The organism is Klebsiella sp. 18074, from assembly GCF_902705905.1.
Classification (GTDB): domain Bacteria; phylum Pseudomonadota; class Gammaproteobacteria; order Enterobacterales; family Enterobacteriaceae; genus Klebsiella; species Klebsiella terrigena.
In genome coordinates, this window is record NZ_CACSIS010000028.1 from 24,495 (window position 1) to 40,263 (window position 15,769).

A 15,769-nucleotide genomic window follows, 5' to 3' on the forward strand; every position below is an offset into this window, starting at 1 on the left:
GCCAGTCGTCAATCTTTATCAGGAGAGATAGAGCCTGCGCAGATAGTGCGGCACCGCGTCGTCAGCGTTGCTACCAATCACCTCCAGCTCGGGGTGAAGATCTTTCAGGCGCTGGTGCGCATTCAGCATAATGCAGCCCTTGCCCGCCATCGACAGCATCTCTGCATCGTTCATGCCGTCGCCAAAGGCGATACAGTCCTTCAGGGCGTATCCCTGCATTTTGGCAACCGCTTCGAGGGCATGACCTTTCGATACGCCGCCCGCCATCACTTCCAGACAGGTCAGCGTTGAGAAGCTGACGTTCACGCGATCGCCCCAGCGGGCGTTGATCGCCTGCTCCAGCGGCAGCAGATGCTGATGATCCTCGCAGGTGAAAAACACCTTGCTGATCCCCTGTGAATCAAGCTCGCCGGGCTCGTACAGCTTGTAGTTAAACACCGCCTCTTTGAAAAAGCGCATCTCTTCCGGGCGGTGGCGGTTCATGTACCATTCGTCATCGCGATAGACGTTGGTGACAACCAGCGGATCGCTGCGCATCATCTCAAACAGATCGCTGGCAATATCGCGATCGAGGTTATGGGCGAATATCTGATTGCCCTCGCTATCGTGCACGCGCGCGCCGTTGGAGGTGATCATGTAGGACTTAATGCCGAGATTATCGCGAATCTGCCCGACGTCGATGTAATGACGGCCGGTAGCAAAAACAAAGTTGATGCCGCGAGCGGTCAGCAGCTGCAGCGTCTCTTTCGCGTAGGGGGTTAAGTAGTGATCGGGGGAAAGCAGCGTGCCATCTAAGTCAGACGCAACAACCTGGTACATAAAAATTTTAACCTCTAAGCAGGGCGACGAGTGTCTTCGTCGGATTAAGAGCCTATCCCATCAGGCTATTTTTTTGCCATTTCGGACCTGGGCTGCGCTCACAATCCTCACGTACTACCTGTACGTTCCGATTGTTCCGCGCTGTCCGTGCCCCACAGGCTGCAACAATGTACACCTGCTGGGATAGGCTCTAATTGTGTCGAGTGAAAAAATCGACGATGGCATTTAGCGCGACTGAGCGCATGGCGTCCTTTTCAAAAAGGATCTCATGGTATGCCCCTTCTATGACAAGCGGCTTATTACCTTCGCAGGGGTGGCCCGCCGCAGCTCGCAGCTCGCAGTAGCGCTCGTGCATACGGTTGTCGACCACGCGTTCTTCTTCAGCCTGCAACAACAGCGTGGGGGTAATATCTTTTTCTACGCCAGCCAGCGCCTCTTCGCCCGCGAGGATCCCCTCGCGCACCCAGTGGTACGTTGGCCCGCCCACCCGCAGCTGGGGTTCGTCCGCATAAAAGCGCAGGTTGCGCCGGTAGCGCTGGCGGCTATGCGTCAGAACGTTGACCGAGAAGGGCAGCGCCCGCCAGCGGCCGGTGCCAATGGCGTACTCTTCTCGAATGCGCTGATAGCCCTCAGCCCAGTCGAGAATATGGCGCACCATCCAGTCCGGAAAGCGCATGACTATCCCGAACATCGGCGCGCACAGCGCGATGGCATCACAATGCTGCTGGTGGCGTTGCAAAAATAAGGTCGCGATTGCGCCACCCATTGAGTGAGCCAGTATAAAGCGTTTTCGCCAGTGGCCAGGAGCCACTTCCTGCTGCCAAAGCGCAGCGAGATCGTCAACATAATCGCTAAAGTTGACGACGTGACCACGGTGGCTGTCGGTTAATATGCGCCCCGACCGCCCCTGTCCGCGATGATCGATAATCATCACATCGAAACCGCTGTGGAACAGATCGTAGGCCAGCTCGGCGTACTTCACGTAGCTTTCGATACGCCCAGGACAGATAACCACCACCCGGTCGTGTTGTTTGGCGCAGAAGCGTACAAAGCGGACCGGGATGCTATCCACGCCCGTAAATTCCGCTTCTTCCCGCTGTCGCCAGAAATCGGTCAGCGGCCCCATAGTGAAAGCCGCAAACGCGTTTTCTCGTGTGTCCCAATCCTTTTGCTGCCAAAACATCGGGTTTACACCCCTGTTAACCGCCAGAAATCGTTTTTTTATCGTGTATCACACAAGGCTTACACAATAGCGTATTGTGGCATAAAAACAGACAATCAGGGAGTTTCTCATGACGTTCGAGTGGTGGTTCGCCTATCTGCTGACATCGATTATTCTCAGCCTGTCCCCGGGCTCAGGGGCGATTAATACCATGACCACCTCAATCAGCCACGGCTACCGCGGGGCAACGGCCTCGATTGCCGGCCTGCAGACCGGGCTGGCGATTCACATCGTTCTGGTGGGTATTGGCCTGGGAACGCTGTTTTCCCGCTCGGTGCTGGCCTTTGAAGTGCTGAAATGGGCAGGTGCGGCCTATCTTATCTGGCTGGGCATTCAGCAGTGGCGGGCCGCGGGGGCCATCAACTTAACCACCCTGGCTAAGGCGCAGACCCAGGGGAAATTATACCAGCGGGCGGTTTTCGTTAATCTGACCAACCCGAAGAGCATCGTGTTCCTGGCGGCTCTGTTCCCACAGTTTATCGTGCCGCATCAGCCCCAGGTGATGCAGTATCTCGTTCTGGGGATCACCACCATTGTGGTCGATATCATCGTGATGATTGGCTATGCCACGCTGGCGCAGCGCATTGCGGCATGGATTAAGGGGCCGAAGCAGATGACGGCGTTGAACAAGGTCTTTGGATCGCTGTTTATGCTGGTTGGCGCCCTGCTGGCTTCGGCACGCCACGCCTGAGGTGAATAACCCTGCCAGGCGCAGCCTGGCGGGTCTTCGGGCTTAGCGTGAAATAATCAGGTGAATGCCAAACCCGGTGAAGAGCGCGCCGGCCACGCCGTCAATCCACTTCGCCATCCGCTGGTAGCCGCGGCGCATCGCCGGCAGCGCAAACAGGCTGGCCACGACCGCAAACCACGCCAGCGTTTCCAGGACGATCAGCAGGAAAATACCCCAGCGCTCGCCCGCGCCAACGTCATCGCCAACAAACAGCGAGAAAACCGAGCCGAAATAGATAATCGCTTTCGGGTTAGCCAGGTTGGTGAGCAGCCCTTTGAGGAAACTACGCCCGCTGCGGGCCAGTTCAACCTGCGGTTCTGCGGCGGGTGCCTCGCTCTTTTTCAGCGCGCCGCGCAGCATCTGATAGCCCATCCAGCAGAGATAGAGCCCGCCGCCGACCATAATAATGGTGTGCAGCCAGGCCATTTTTTCAATAATCAGGTGCAGACCGAGCAGCGCTACGCCCGCCCAGACCATCACCCCGCAGGTGATCCCGAGTACACCCATCATCGCCTCTTTGCGCGAGCGGCTGACGGCGGTTTGCGAAACGAAAAAGAAGTCCGGGCCCGGACTCATCAGCGCGATGATGTGCACCAGCGCGACGGTAAGAAAAAGCATCAGCATAGTTAACCCACTGGAATGGAGTGATCAAGATGCGTCAGGGTGACAAATGAGGACATTCCCAGGCGCGAAAAACAGCCGGCGACGAGGGTGAGTGAGCGCAGTCAACGCAGAGCAGCTTGAAGGATGAAGAGAACATCCTGGCACCTTTTCGCCCGCCTGACTACTCCTCTTCACCATCAATATGCGCGCGGATAAGCGCCATAAACTCTTTGCCGAAGCGCTCCAGCTTGCGCGTACCGACGCCGTTGACACTGAGCATCTCGCCGGCGGTAATCGGCGATTGCTCGGCCATCTCGATCAGTGTCGCATCGTTAAAGACGACATACGGCGGGATATTCTCTTCGTCGGCAATGGCTTTACGCAGCTTGCGCAGCTTGGCAAACAGCTTGCGATCGTAGTTGCCGCCGAATGATTTTTGCATCGCTTTCGGCTTCAGCGCCACGATGCGCGGCACCGCCAGCTGTAGCGGAACTTCGCCGCGCAGTACCGGGCGAGCGGCTTCGGTGAGCTGCAGCGCCGAGTGCTGGGCGATATTCTGCGTCACCAGCCCGAGGTGGATCAGCTGGCGAATCACGCTCACCCAGTGCTCGTGGCTCTGATCGCGACCAATACCGTAAACCGGCAGCTTATCGTGGGCCATATCGCGAATACGCTGGTTATTGGCGCCGCGCAGAACCTCCACAACGTAGCCCATCCCGAACCGCTGGTTGACGCGATAAATCGTCGACAGCGCCTTGCGCGCATCCATTAACGCGTCGTACTGCTTCGGCGGGTCGAGGCAGATATCGCAGTTGCCGCACGGCTCCTGACGCCCTTCGCCAAAATAGTTCAGCAGCACCAGGCGGCGGCAGGTTTGCGCCTCGGCAAAGGCCCCCATGGCGTTCAGCTTATGGCGTTCAATATCCAGCAGCGGCCCGGCGGGCTTCTCCTCAAGGCAGCGGCGCAGCCACGCCATATCGGCCGGATCGTAAAACAGCATTGCCTCCGCCGGCAGGCCATCGCGCCCGGCGCGGCCGGTTTCCTGATAGTAGGACTCAATGTTACGGGGAATATCAAAGTGCACCACAAAGCGGACGTTCGGCTTATTGATGCCCATGCCGAAGGCCACCGTCGCCACCACGATTTGTAGGTCATCGCGCTGGAACTTCTCCTGTACATCGGCACGGACCTGATGCTCCAGCCCGGCGTGGTAGGCCGCTGCGCTGACGCCGCGGCTTTGCAGGCGCGCGGCGGTATCTTCTACTTTCGAGCGGCTGTTGCAGTAAATAATGCCCGACTTGCCCCGCTGGTCCTGCACGTAGCGCATCAGCTGGTCCAGCGGCTTAAATTTTTCCATCAGCATATAGCGGATGTTGGGGCGATCGAAGCTGCTGACCTGAATCAGCGGGTCGTTCAGCCCCAGCAGGCGAACGATATCGCGACGGGTGGTGTCATCGGCGGTGGCGGTCAGCGCCATAAACGGGATTTGTGGCATCCGCTGACGCAGCTGCCCCAGGGCGGCGTATTCCGGACGGAAATCATGCCCCCACTGGGAAATGCAGTGCGCCTCATCCACCGCCAGCATCGACAAATTCCAGTGGCTGAGATGCTCGAGGAAATTATCCAGCATCAGGCGTTCAGGGGCGATGTAGAGCAGGCGAATCTGTCCGCTGCGGCAGCCGGCCATGACCTCCTGCTGCTGCTCGCGGCTCTGGGTTGAGTTCAGGCAGGCCGCCGACACGCCGTTCGCCAGCAGCTGATCGACCTGATCTTTCATCAGCGAGATCAGCGGCGATACCACCACCGTCAGGCCGCCCAGCACCAGCGCCGGCACCTGATAGCACAGCGATTTGCCGCCGCCGGTTGGCATCACGACCAGACAATCTCGCCCTTCCAGCGCCGTGTCGATAATGGTTTCCTGACCCGGGCGGAACTGCTGGTAGCCGAAGGTTTCCTGTAAAACCTGCTTTGCCAGCAATGTTTGATTCAATACTTCCGCCTGTGCCACATTGACCCCGTCTGCCTGAAAAGAAAAACAGGCGCTATTTTCAGCGCCCGTGAGCCAGAGTGCAACGATTAAAACAGATCGTTGAGCGTCACGCCGACGCCGACGCGCGTCTGGTTAAAGTTATAGTCGATAAGCGACTCGCCATAGCCGCTGTAGACCTGGGTATAAAAACGCACGTGACGGGTAATCGGATAGCTCACGCCAACCTCTGCGCCGCCGTAGCCGGTATTCCAGTTATATTGCCCCTGCGCGCTGAGTATGGCATCGCCTAGCTGATAGCCAACTTTGAGCCGGTAATAGCCCATATATTTGGTGATGTCCGGATTATCATCGGTGCTGCCGATAACGTACCAGGGCTTCACTTCCACCAGCCAGTTGCCGTTTTGCGCCATCAGGCGGGTATACAGGCGATTCCAGCTGCGGGAGGTGGGATCGGAGCGGCCGTTGGAGTCGTGGTTATAGCCTATCTCAATATCGCGCAGCGTCCAGCCGGCAAGCCGATAATCCGTCGCAAAGCCGAGGAACAGCTGCGGCTCATAGTTCGTTTCGCGAAACGGCGCAGACTCCTTGCTGTTTGAGAGCTGCCACCAGGATTTCTGCGTATAGGAGGCACCGAGCAGCGAATGATCACCGAGGATCCCCCGCCACAGCGGGAAGGCGAGGCTGAGCTGGAATTTCACCTCATCCTTGCGGGCATTTTCGGCCCAGTCATAGCTGGATATCGCTTCCTTGTTGATATCGCTGCTCCACGTATAGAGCAAGTAGTTGCTCTCATAGGGATAGAGCAGGAACGGATTATCATGATCCTGCAGCAGGTTAGCGATAATGCTGCCGCGCACCGCGGGAGTATCGTGGACCTGATGATTAATCGGCACGTCCTGCGCCAAAACGCCGGCCGGGAGCGCAACCAGCGCCAGCAGCCAGGCCAAAGAGATACGCATTACTGTTCTCCTGAAAGAGTGATTTTTATTTCTATTTTACACCGGGCTCATTTTACCTGTTTATCGACTCCCTGCTCGGTTATCCGTTCCGAAAGTGGAAATCAATATTTTAGAGGCATAAAATCAACATCTCATTAACGAATGGATACACCCGCTATGTCTGAACTCACTTCCGAAGCCGCCCTAAAGCTGGTGGGAGAAATTTTTGTCAACCATATGCCGTTTAACCGCGCCTTAGGCCTGAAGCTGGAGCGTTACGAAAAAGAGTTCGCCCAGCTGAGCTTTAAAAACCAGCCTATGATGGTCGGCAACTGGGCGCAAAGCATTCTGCACGGCGGCGTGATTGCCTCGGCGCTGGACGTTGCCGCCGGCCTGGTGTGCGTCGGCAGTACGCTGACCCGCCATGAGACCATCAACGAAGAAGAGTTGCGCCAGCGCCTGTCGCGTATGGGCACCATCGATCTGCGCGTCGACTACCTGCGGCCGGGCCGCGGAGAGCACTTTACCGCCACCAGCAGTCTGCTGCGCGCCGGGAATAAAGTGGCGGTCGCCCGCGTAGAATTACATAACGAAGATCAGGTTTATATCGCCAGCGCCACGGCGACGTATATGGTGGGTTGATCGGCGTAAATCGAGTAACATCGCTGTTTTGGCGTAACGGATTTTACCGATGGATGCAAAACAAACGCGGCTTGGCGTTATTCTGGCTCTTGCCGCCTATTTTATCTGGGGTATTGCACCCGCATATTTCAAGCTTATCTACTACGTTCCCGCAGATGAAATTCTGACTCACCGCGTGATCTGGTCCTTCTTCTTTATGCTGGCGCTTATTAGCTTTAGCCGCCAGTGGCCGCAGGTTAAAAAGCTGCTGCAGACGCCAAAAAAGGTGCTCCTGCTGGCGCTGTCGGCGGTGCTGATTGGCGGCAACTGGCTGCTCTTTATCTGGTCGGTGAATAACCACCATATGCTGGAAGCCAGCCTGGGCTACTTTATTAACCCGCTGGTCAATATCGTGCTGGGGATGCTTTTCCTCGGCGAGCGTTTTCGCCGCATGCAGTGGCTAGCGGTATTGCTGGCGCTCTGCGGGGTGCTGGTGCAGCTATGGACCTTTGGTTCGCTGCCGATAATTGGCCTCGGACTGGCGTTTAGCTTTGCCTTCTACGGGCTGCTGCGCAAGAAGATTGCCGTCGATGCCCAAACCGGGATGCTGTTTGAAACCCTGTGGCTGTTGCCGGTTGCCGCCCTTTACCTGTTCGGTATTGCCGATAGCCCCACCAGCCATATGGGCCAAAACCCGTGGTCGCTGAACCTGCTGCTGATGGCTGCCGGCGTCGTTACCACCATCCCGCTGCTGTGCTTTACCGGCGCGGCCACCCGCCTGCGCCTCTCCACGCTGGGCTTTTTCCAGTACATTGGCCCAACGCTGATGTTCCTGCTGGCGGTGCTGTTTTACGGGGAAGTTCCGGGGGCAGATAAGATGGTCACCTTCGCCTTTATCTGGGTCGCGCTGGCGGTGTTTATCGTCGACGCGCTGTACACCCAGCGCCGGCTGCGTCGGGCTTAGCGCCGTCGCGTCCGCATCACGCGCCGGCCTCTCATCCGCAGAGGCCGGCGCGTTATTTTTACTGCTCGGTGAGCTCCAGCTCGGCAATCAGGGGTAAATGATCGCTGGCGGATGACCAGGCAAAGGCCGGCGAGTTATGCGGCACCTCGATTTTTTTCACATTCCATTTTTGCCCCTTGAAGGTAAAAATATGGTCAATATCTATTGCCGGGTTAACCGCGGGCCAGGTGCGGTAATCCGTCCCCTGCTTCACGACGGGGTTAAAGAAATAACCCACCTCTTTTAACGGCTGCTCATCGTGCGTGGAGTTAAAATCACCCGCGAGGATTTTGATCGATGAGGCGATATCTTTAAAGTCAGATGGGGCATCGCCGATGCTCACGTCCAGAAGATGGCGAACCTGTTCCACGCGCATCGTCGGATCCTTCTGCCAGTCGAGATGGGTCACCATCACCAGCACCGGGCAGTCAAAGCCGGGAACGGCGATTTGCGCCAGCAGCGCGATTCGCTGCTCGGCATCCCCGACGGCAGCTTAATCACCTGGGTGTGGTCAATTTTATATTTGGACAGAATACCGAGGCCATATTCTCCGCCGTCGAAATCCAGCGCTTTGCCGAAGGCATAGTGGTAGCCGTTGGCGTCCGCGATAGTTTTTAGCTGATCGATCTTTTGGCTTCTGGCGGTTTTATTATCGACTTCCGGAACCGCAATAATATCGGCGCCAATGTTCTTAATCGCTAAATTGAGTGAGGTAAAATCCGCCACGTTATCGGAAGCTTCATTCTTGCCGATGTTATAGGTCGCAATCTTCAGCTGAGGATACTTCTCGGCGTAGACTTTATCCGCAACGCCGCCTTTTTGAACCGCAAGAATTTCATTACCAGCAAGTTTTTCAACAGCTTGTGCATTAACGGAGAGGCAGGAAAAGGCCAGAAAGGGGAGTGTAAAGATACTTTTCATTATAAAATTTCACCTTTTTTTATCGGGAATATTGCGATGGTAACAATTATCCCTCAGCCGTTATGTGACTTATGGACCAAACTTCTGATGCGTAGAGAATTAAGTCACTCGCGATAATCAAAGCCTGTTTCCATTCTCCAGCGCGGCGGCAGACATAAAAGCGAAAAAAAAACCGGCCACCTTATAAGGCAGCCGGTTTTGATATAATTTATTGTTTTAAAGCCAGTTTTTACGCTTAAAGTAGAGGTATGGCGCCAGGCCGGCCAGCATCATAAAGACGATCGCCCCCGGATAACCAAAGCTCCAGTGCAGCTCAGGCATAAACTCAAAGTTCATCCCATAGCTTGATGCCACCAGGGTTGGCGGCAGGAAGACCACGGAGACCACCGAGAAGATCTTGATGATGCGGTTCTGCTCGATGTTGATAAAGCCCATCGCCGCCTGCATCAGGAAGTTCACCTTCTGGAACAGCGATTCGTTATGCGGCAGCAGCGATTCAATATCTCGCAGGATCTCACGCGCCTGCTCCAGCTGGCCCGCCGGCAAGCGCGCCTTACGCACGAGGAAGTTCAGCGCCCGCTGGGTATCCATCAGGCACAGGCGCACCTTCCAGCCGATATCTTCCTGTTCCGCCAGGGTAGAGAGCGCGTCATCGTACTCGTCGCCCTGGCGACCTTCCATAATCACCCGGCTCAGCTTTTCCAAGTCGCTGTAGATATTTTCAATTTCATCCGCCAGCTGTTCGATTTTTGTTTCGAACAGATCGAGCAGCAGCTCGTAGGCGTTACCATCAACCATTGACTGGTTGCGCACGCGCATGCGGTAGAGACGGAATGCGGGTAGCTCACGCTCGCGCAGGGTAAAAAGGCGCCCTTCGCGGATGGTAAACGCCACCGTGGAGTTGCCGGCGTGATCCTCTGCATCTTCAAAGAAGAAAAATGAGTGAATGTGTAAACCGTCTTCATCTTCGAAGAAACGCGCCGATGCTTCGATATCTTCCAGCTCCGGACGGGTTGCCAGGTTCTGACCCAGTTCCGTCTGCACGCGGCTACGTTCTTCATCGTCAGGCTCGACCAGATCGACCCACACCGAGCTGGCAAGGTGCTTGATCTCGTCGGCTTCCAGGCGCGTCAGACGATTATTTTCCAGTTGAAATGCGCTCAGCATGACCGGGACTCCCAATGCAAAAAAATTATCGGACAGTTCGGTGGGCACACAGAAACAAAAGGGGTTTCAGACCATTAAGCCTGACTCAGAGCGACGGGTATGACGGGTCGCTGACAACCGCTAAGGCTATCAGCATAAGAGGATAGCCTTAGGAGTTGTTCCTGATGGACAGGAAGTTGAGCCAGCATCTACTGGGTGTGTCCAAGGCGAATGTCCTCTTAGCGTAATCGTGCGCGCATGTTACGCCAGCGCAAAAACGGCGTCAACACGCAACGGAACGCTAAAGAGCAAATCCTGCCCTTTAGCATATAAGGCTAGCAGATTATTACAAAAAAACGATACTTTTCTTACTGTTACACTGTTTCCAGCCGCGCGTAGGCCGCCACCAGCCATTTGATGCCCTGCCCCTGGAAAGCCACCTGCAGACGGCTATGCTCGCCGCTGCCTTCCAGATTGACGATGGTGCCTTCACCGAATTTCGGATGGCGCACGCGCTGACCCAATTTGTAGCCGGTATCGTTTTCCGCCATCGGCGTGCCCATGCGCTGATGGCTCACCGGACGACTCACCGTGGCGCGCAGGCGCACCTCTTCCACGCACGCCTCCGGCAGCTCGCCGATAAAACGCGACGGACGATGGTAAACCTCTTTGCCGTACAGACGACGGGTTTCGGCATAGGTCAGCGTGAGCTTCTGCATCGCACGGGTTACGCCCACGTAGGCGAGGCGGCGCTCCTCCTCCAGGCGTCCGCCCTCGTCGAGCGCCATCTGGCTCGGGAACATCCCTTCCTCCACGCCGACGATAAACACCTGCGGGAATTCCAGACCTTTCGCCGAGTGCAGGGTCATCAGCTGGACCGCATCCTGCCAGGTATCCGCCTGCCCTTCGCCCGCCTCCAGCGCGGCATGAGAAAGGAACGCCTGTAGCGGCATTAAATCCTCATCTTCATCGTTGTAGCTGAACTGGCGCGTTGCCGTCACCAGCTCTTCTAAGTTCTCGATCCGCGTCTGGCCTTTTTCGCCCTTCTCCTGCTCGTACATCATGCGCAGGCCGGAATCTTTAATCACCCGGTCGGTCTGGACATGCAGCGGCATATCCGCCGTCTCCTGCGCCAGGGCGTCAATCAGCTCCATAAAGCGCTGCAGGGCGCTGGCGGCACGGCCCGCGAGGGCTTTATCTTTCAGCAGCTCGCGGCACGCCTGCCATAGCGTCAGCTGGCGGTCGCGCGACGTTTGACGCACCACGTCCAGGGTGCGATCGCCGATGCCGCGGGTCGGCGTATTGACCACGCGCTCAAACGCCGCATCATCGTTGCGATTGGCAATCAGGCGCAGGTAGGAGAGCGCATCTTTGATCTCCTGGCGTTCGAAGAAGCGCATGCCGCCGTAAATACGGTACGGCATGCTGGCCTGCAGCAGCGCCTCTTCCATCACGCGCGACTGGGCGTTGCTGCGGTAGAGGATGGCGCACTGCTCCAGCGCTCCGCCGTTTTCCTGCCAGGTTTTAATCCGGTTAACCACGAAACGCGCTTCGTCGAGATCGTTAAAAGCGCAGTACAGGGAGATCGGCTCGCCGTCGGCGCCGTCGGTCCACAGCTTCTTGCCCAGACGTCCGCTGTTATTTTCAATCAGGGCGTTGGCGGCGCTGAGGATATTGTTGGTTGAGCGGTAGTTCTGCTCCAGGCGAATGGTCTCAGCGCCAGGGAAATCGGTCAGGAAGCGCTGGATATTCTCAACCTGCGCGCCGCGCCAGCCGTAGATCGACTGGTCGTCATCACCGACGATCATCACCTTGCCGCTATCGCCCGCCAGCAGACGGATCCAGGCATACTGAATATTGTTGGTATCCTGGAATTCGTCGACGAGGATATTGGTAAAGCGTTCGCGGTAGTGCTGAAGAATATGCGGCTTGTTGAGCCACAGCTCGTGCGCGCGCAGCAGCAGCTCGGCAAAATCCACCAGCCCTGCGCGATCGCAGGCTTCCTGATAGGCCTGATACACCTTCTGCCAGGTCTGCTCCACCGGATTGCCGTAGCTCTGGATATGGTGCGGGCGCAGCCCCTCATCTTTTTGGCTGTTGATGTACCACATCGCCTGGCGCGGCGGCCACTGCTTCTCGTCGAGGTTCATCGCTTTGATCAGCCGCTTCAGCAGGCGCAGCTGATCTTCGCTATCGAGGATCTGGAAATCCTGCGGCAGCCCGGCATCAAGATGGTGGGCACGCAGCAGACGGTGCGCCAGGCCGTGGAAGGTGCCTACCCACATGCCGCCCTGGGTCGTGCCCATCAGCTGGCCAATACGATGGCGCATTTCCGCCGCCGCTTTGTTGGTAAAGGTCACCGCCATAATGGAGTAGGGCGAACAGTTTTCTACGCTGATAAGCCAGGCAATGCGATGCACCAGTACGCGGGTCTTACCGCTGCCCGCTCCAGCCAGAACCAGCATATTGGTGCGCGAGGCCGCGACGGCTTCACGCTGTTTATCATTAAGGCTGTCGAGCAGGTAAGAAACGTCCATTGGCACCGCCGGAAATGAGCCGCCCGCCAGCGCTTAGCCTGACGGGCATACTGTTAATATATACAGAACTAATGGTGATTATATCAGCGAGGTCAGAGATGCCAACCGCGAAATTTCAATGTGCGGCAGCAGCCGGCTGTCGGTGGTGTGCATCAGGTCGGCGTCCTGCGGCTTAATCCAGCAGGCCTGCATGCCGCAGCGGATAGCGCCCGCTACGTCGGTTGTCAGGTCATCGCCGACGTGGAGTATCTGCCCCAGCGGCAGCGCCAGACGCTCCGCCGCCAGATGATACATATCGGCAAACGGCTTAGAACGTCCGTCAGGCCCGGCGCGCAGCACAAAGCGGAAATAGTCGCTCAGGCCGAACAGTTCCGGCTGCGCATTGCCGTTAGTCACCGCCACCAGCGGCCACTTCTCCGCCAGCGCGGCCAGGGTATCGTGGGTTTCCTGCGGTACGTCAATCAGGCTGCGCCAGTGGGCAAAGTTCGCCATCGCCGCATCGGCACCGGATTCGGCCTGCGCGGCAGAGAGTCCAGCGTTCATCATCCCCAGCACCAGAGCACGCCGTCGCCATTCGGTCACGTCGTGGTAAATATCCGGCTCGATCTCCAGCAGCGTCTGGCGCAGCTGCTGCAGGTGATGGGCGTCGAACTGGCTCAGCGAAGGATGGTAGCTGCGCACGAAGGCCAGCGACTCGTGCAGCGTCCGGTCGATGACCGGGCGGTTGTCGTAAAGGGTATCGTCCAGGTCAAACGTCAGTGCTGAAATCTGGCCCAGAGGTCGGTAAAAACGCATTATTTCCCCCGTTTGGCGCGCGGATGCGCCGCATCGTACACCGAGGCAAGGTGTTGAAAGTCAAGATGGGTATAGATTTGAGTAGTGGAGAGATTGGCATGACCCAGCAGCTCCTGCACGCCGCGCAGATCGCCGCTCGATTCCAGCATATGCGTGGCAAAGGAGTGGCGCAGCTTGTGCGGATGAACGTGGCTGTTCAGCCCCTGCTTAATTCCCCACTCGGCAAAACGTTTTTGAACATTGCGCGCGGAGATGCGTTTGCCGAGCTTCGACAAAAACAGCGCGTCGTCATCGGTGCCGAACAGGCCGCGTAGATCCAGCCAGTGCTCAATCCACGCCACCGCGCTGCGGCCAATCGGCAGGCGGCGTTCTTTGCTACCTTTCCCCATCACCCACACCTCTCCCGATTCCAGGTCGAGATGCTTAATGTCGAGGTTCACCAGCTCAGAAAGACGCAGGCCCGCGCCGTACATCACTTCCAGCATCGCCCGGTCGCGTACCGCCAGCGGATCGTTCAGATCGATATCCAGCAGCCGGTTAACGTCATCCACGTCGATATTTTTCGGTAAATGACGCGGTATTTTAGGCGCCGAAATTCCCTTTGCCGGGTTGGCGGTAAGCTCGCCCTGCGCCACCAGCCAGTCAAAGAAGCTGCGTAACGCGGAGAGGCGCAGCGCCAGGCTTGCCGGACCCAGTCCCTGTTTTCGACTCCGCACCGCCAGACCGCGCACCTGAGCCGCATCGCACTGCTGCCAGCTTTTCAAGCCGGCGTTTTCAGCCAGCGCCACCAGCGCATCAAGCTGGCGTCGGTAGTTAAGCAGCGTAATCGGGCTAAGCTGACGCTCCACGCCAAGATAGCGCAGGAAGCGGGCAACGGCGGTAAACAGAGGAGAGTCGGTCATGCGCGTTCAACCCAGCGCTCCAGCAGGCCTGGCAGCATCAGGGCAATTTCCTGAAGCAGCTGTGTGCCCTGTCCCTGCTGATAGTGCTGCGCATCGCGGCTGCTGAACAGCATAACGCCGGGGGCATCATCGCCGCCCAGCAGCGACATCGCCACCGAGCCGATGGCTTTCGCCTCCGGCAGCACCACCAGCAGCTCCGGTCCGTTCAGCGGGCCGAGGTAGTGGCGCTCCTGCCTGAGACGCTGAATGCGCACGGGCTCAAAGGCCTGTCGGGTCAACGCAAGATGGGTGAATTTTGAGGGCGCGCCGAGCCGCCAGCTGTCGGGGAACAGACGCACCGTCGCGCCGGCCAGGCCCAGCTCGCGGGCCCAGCGATGAAAGCGATTGAGCATCTCATCGAGGCTTTCTGCCGCCGCCAGCCGCGTCTGCAGATGGAGGAGCCGCTGAAACAGGCTTTCGTTGGCCGTCGCCTGCTCCATCAGCAGCGACATGTTCTCTTCCAGCACGTTGATATGATTACGTGCGCGAGCCATGTGCCACTCGACCAGCGAAACGGTCCCCCGAACCGGATGAGGAACCTGCATGTGCTCCACAAGAGCGGCATTACGAATAAAGAATTCAGGATGTTGCAACAGATAGTCCACCACCGCGCGGTCATCCAGCGCGCCGATCGTATCCTGCTGTTCTTCCCCGAGTTGTTTCATAAATGAATAAATCCGTCGTAGACGTGTGCCGCCGGGCCAGTCATAAACAACGGTTGACCCGGGCCTTTCCAGGCGATATCAAGACGCCCGCCTGGTAATTCCACGCGTACTTCCTCGGCCAGCAGCCCCTGTTGGATACCGACCGCGACCGCCGCGCAGGCGCCGCTGCCGCAGGCCTGGGTCTCGCCCGCGCCGCGTTCAAAGACGCGCAGGCGAATACGATGACGCTCGACTATCTGCATAAAACCGATGTTCGCGCGTTCCGGGAAGCGTTCGTGGCTTTCCATCACCGGGCCAAGCGTTTCCACCGCCGCGGTTTCCACATCATCGACCTGGATGACGCAGTGCGGGTTCCCCATTGAGACCACGCCGCACAATACTGTCTGCTCAGCGACGCGCATAATATAGGTCTTTTCCGCTTTGTTTGCGCGGAACGGGACCTGGGACGGCTCAAAGTTCGGCTCGCCCATATTCACGCGCACCAGATCGTCTTCCGTTACGCTTAATACCATACGACCGTTCGCCGTACTGACGCGAATATCACGTTTATTGGTCAGGCCTTTCAGACGAACAAACCGCGCAAAGCAACGCGCGCCGTTGCCACACTGCGACACTTCGCTGCCGTCAGCGTTAAAGATGCGGTAATGAAAATCCAGATCCGGATCGTAGGGCGGCTCGACAACCAGCAGCTGATCGAAGCCCACGCCAAGATGCCTGTCTGCCAACCGGCGAATCAGCTCCGGAGAGAAAAAAACATTCTGTGTTACCGCGTCAACGACCATAAAGTCGTTACCCAGGCCATGCATTTTAGAAAACTGCATCATCTGTACTCTAACTA

The 15,769-nt window shown here is 57.5% G+C and carries 15 protein-coding genes and 1 pseudogene; 3 read left to right on the forward strand and 13 right to left on the reverse strand.

The genetic code is table 11. The features are described 5' to 3' along the window. Positions 1-18: 18 nt before the first annotated feature. Positions 19-819 carry a sugar/pyridoxal phosphate phosphatase YigL gene (gene yigL, locus GVK32_RS22645; protein ID WP_045853595.1) on the reverse strand — a complete coding sequence of 267 codons (801 nt, stop codon included), beginning with the start codon at positions 817-819 and terminating at the stop codon, positions 19-21. A gap of 190 nt (positions 820-1,009) precedes the next feature. Beyond that, entirely contained in the window at positions 1,010-2,002 is a 993-nt protein-coding gene (gene pldB, locus GVK32_RS22650) for a lysophospholipase L2 (protein WP_041143504.1), read from the reverse strand. Positions 2,003-2,111: 109 nt separating this feature from the next. On the opposite strand from pldB, the gene rhtB reads away from it, so the two are divergent. Then, positions 2,112-2,732: a homoserine/homoserine lactone efflux protein gene (rhtB, locus tag GVK32_RS22655; RefSeq protein ID WP_159872519.1), complete on the forward strand. Its 621-nt coding sequence runs from the start codon at positions 2,112-2,114 to the stop codon at positions 2,730-2,732. Positions 2,733-2,774: 42 nt separating this feature from the next. On the opposite strand, the gene rhtC is transcribed toward rhtB, so the two are convergent. The 3 genes from rhtC to pldA form a co-directional block, all read right to left on the reverse strand. After that, on the reverse strand, positions 2,775-3,395 hold the full coding sequence (gene rhtC / locus GVK32_RS22660; RefSeq protein WP_041143502.1) for a threonine export protein RhtC: 621 nt from the start codon (positions 3,393-3,395) through the stop codon (positions 2,775-2,777). Positions 3,396-3,555: 160 nt separating this feature from the next. Continuing rightward, a complete protein-coding gene (recQ, locus tag GVK32_RS22665; protein WP_123710424.1) occupies positions 3,556-5,382 on the reverse strand; it encodes an ATP-dependent DNA helicase RecQ in 1,827 nt (608 codons plus the stop codon). A 68-nt stretch (positions 5,383-5,450) separates the two neighbouring features. Continuing rightward, positions 5,451-6,323 carry a phospholipase A gene (pldA, locus tag GVK32_RS22670; RefSeq protein ID WP_159872521.1) on the reverse strand — a complete coding sequence of 291 codons (873 nt, stop codon included), beginning with the start codon at positions 6,321-6,323 and terminating at the stop codon, positions 5,451-5,453. Between the two features lie 156 nt (positions 6,324-6,479). Here pldA and yigI point away from each other — a divergent pair, with 156 nt between their 5' ends. Then, positions 6,480-6,944, forward strand: a complete 465-nt coding sequence (gene yigI, locus GVK32_RS22675) for an acyl-CoA thioesterase YigI (RefSeq protein ID WP_041143499.1) — start codon at positions 6,480-6,482, stop codon at positions 6,942-6,944. A gap of 49 nt (positions 6,945-6,993) precedes the next feature. Next, the gene (gene rarD, locus GVK32_RS22680) at positions 6,994-7,887 is read left to right on the forward strand and encodes an EamA family transporter RarD (protein WP_159872523.1); all 894 of its coding nucleotides are present in this window, start codon (positions 6,994-6,996) and stop codon (positions 7,885-7,887) included. Between the two features lie 58 nt (positions 7,888-7,945). Here rarD and GVK32_RS22685 read toward each other — a convergent pair. From GVK32_RS22685 to dapF, 8 genes and pseudogenes are all read right to left on the reverse strand, one after another. After that, positions 7,946-8,847, reverse strand: a pseudogene (locus GVK32_RS22685) (endonuclease/exonuclease/phosphatase family protein). A 216-nt stretch (positions 8,848-9,063) separates the two neighbouring features. After that, positions 9,064-10,014, reverse strand: a complete 951-nt coding sequence (gene corA, locus GVK32_RS22690; RefSeq protein WP_041143496.1) for a magnesium/cobalt transporter CorA — start codon at positions 10,012-10,014, stop codon at positions 9,064-9,066. 148 nt (positions 10,015-10,162) lie between these two features. Continuing rightward, a complete protein-coding gene (gene ysgD / locus GVK32_RS29575; protein ID WP_350494802.1) occupies positions 10,163-10,219 on the reverse strand; it encodes a YsgD/CorL family protein in 57 nt (18 codons plus the stop codon). A 148-nt stretch (positions 10,220-10,367) separates the two neighbouring features. After that, positions 10,368-12,530: a DNA helicase II gene (gene uvrD / locus GVK32_RS22695; RefSeq protein ID WP_159872525.1), complete on the reverse strand. Its 2,163-nt coding sequence runs from the start codon at positions 12,528-12,530 to the stop codon at positions 10,368-10,370. A 78-nt stretch (positions 12,531-12,608) separates the two neighbouring features. After that, entirely contained in the window at positions 12,609-13,325 is a 717-nt protein-coding gene (gene yigB, locus GVK32_RS22700; protein WP_159872527.1) for a 5-amino-6-(5-phospho-D-ribitylamino)uracil phosphatase YigB, read from the reverse strand. Then, the gene (gene xerC / locus GVK32_RS22705) at positions 13,325-14,227 is read right to left on the reverse strand and encodes a tyrosine recombinase XerC (protein WP_041143493.1); all 903 of its coding nucleotides are present in this window, start codon (positions 14,225-14,227) and stop codon (positions 13,325-13,327) included. Before xerC ends, yigB begins: the two co-directional genes overlap by 1 nt. Then, positions 14,224-14,931: a DUF484 domain-containing protein gene (locus GVK32_RS22710; protein WP_041143492.1), complete on the reverse strand. Its 708-nt coding sequence runs from the start codon at positions 14,929-14,931 to the stop codon at positions 14,224-14,226. Before GVK32_RS22710 ends, xerC begins: the two co-directional genes overlap by 4 nt. Then, a complete protein-coding gene (gene dapF / locus GVK32_RS22715) occupies positions 14,928-15,752 on the reverse strand; it encodes a diaminopimelate epimerase (RefSeq protein WP_041147498.1) in 825 nt (274 codons plus the stop codon). The genes GVK32_RS22710 and dapF overlap by 4 nt, the downstream gene beginning before the upstream one ends. Between the last annotated feature and the right edge of the window lie 17 nt (positions 15,753-15,769).

Excerpts from the sequence above, each read along its gene's own strand:
- yigL (WP_045853595.1), bottom strand. The coding sequence starts at position 819 with ATGTACCAGGTTGTTGCGTCTGACTTAGATGGCACGCTGCTTTCCCCC.
- pldB (WP_041143504.1), bottom strand. The coding sequence starts at position 2,002 with ATGTTTTGGCAGCAAAAGGATTGGGACACACGAGAAAACGCGTTTGCG.
- rhtB (WP_159872519.1), top strand. The coding sequence starts at position 2,112 with ATGACGTTCGAGTGGTGGTTCGCCTATCTGCTGACATCGATTATTCTC.
- rhtC (WP_041143502.1), bottom strand. The coding sequence starts at position 3,395 with ATGCTGATGCTTTTTCTTACCGTCGCGCTGGTGCACATCATCGCGCTG.
- pldA (WP_159872521.1), bottom strand. The coding sequence starts at position 6,323 with ATGCGTATCTCTTTGGCCTGGCTGCTGGCGCTGGTTGCGCTCCCGGCC.
- yigI (WP_041143499.1), top strand. The coding sequence starts at position 6,480 with ATGTCTGAACTCACTTCCGAAGCCGCCCTAAAGCTGGTGGGAGAAATT.
- rarD (WP_159872523.1), top strand. The coding sequence starts at position 6,994 with ATGGATGCAAAACAAACGCGGCTTGGCGTTATTCTGGCTCTTGCCGCC.
- corA (WP_041143496.1), bottom strand. The coding sequence starts at position 10,014 with ATGCTGAGCGCATTTCAACTGGAAAATAATCGTCTGACGCGCCTGGAA.
- uvrD (WP_159872525.1), bottom strand. The coding sequence starts at position 12,530 with ATGGACGTTTCTTACCTGCTCGACAGCCTTAATGATAAACAGCGTGAA.
- yigB (WP_159872527.1), bottom strand. The coding sequence starts at position 13,325 with ATGCGTTTTTACCGACCTCTGGGCCAGATTTCAGCACTGACGTTTGAC.
- xerC (WP_041143493.1), bottom strand. The coding sequence starts at position 14,227 with ATGACCGACTCTCCTCTGTTTACCGCCGTTGCCCGCTTCCTGCGCTAT.
- GVK32_RS22710 (WP_041143492.1), bottom strand. The coding sequence starts at position 14,931 with ATGAAACAACTCGGGGAAGAACAGCAGGATACGATCGGCGCGCTGGAT.
- dapF (WP_041147498.1), bottom strand. The coding sequence starts at position 15,752 with ATGCAGTTTTCTAAAATGCATGGCCTGGGTAACGACTTTATGGTCGTT.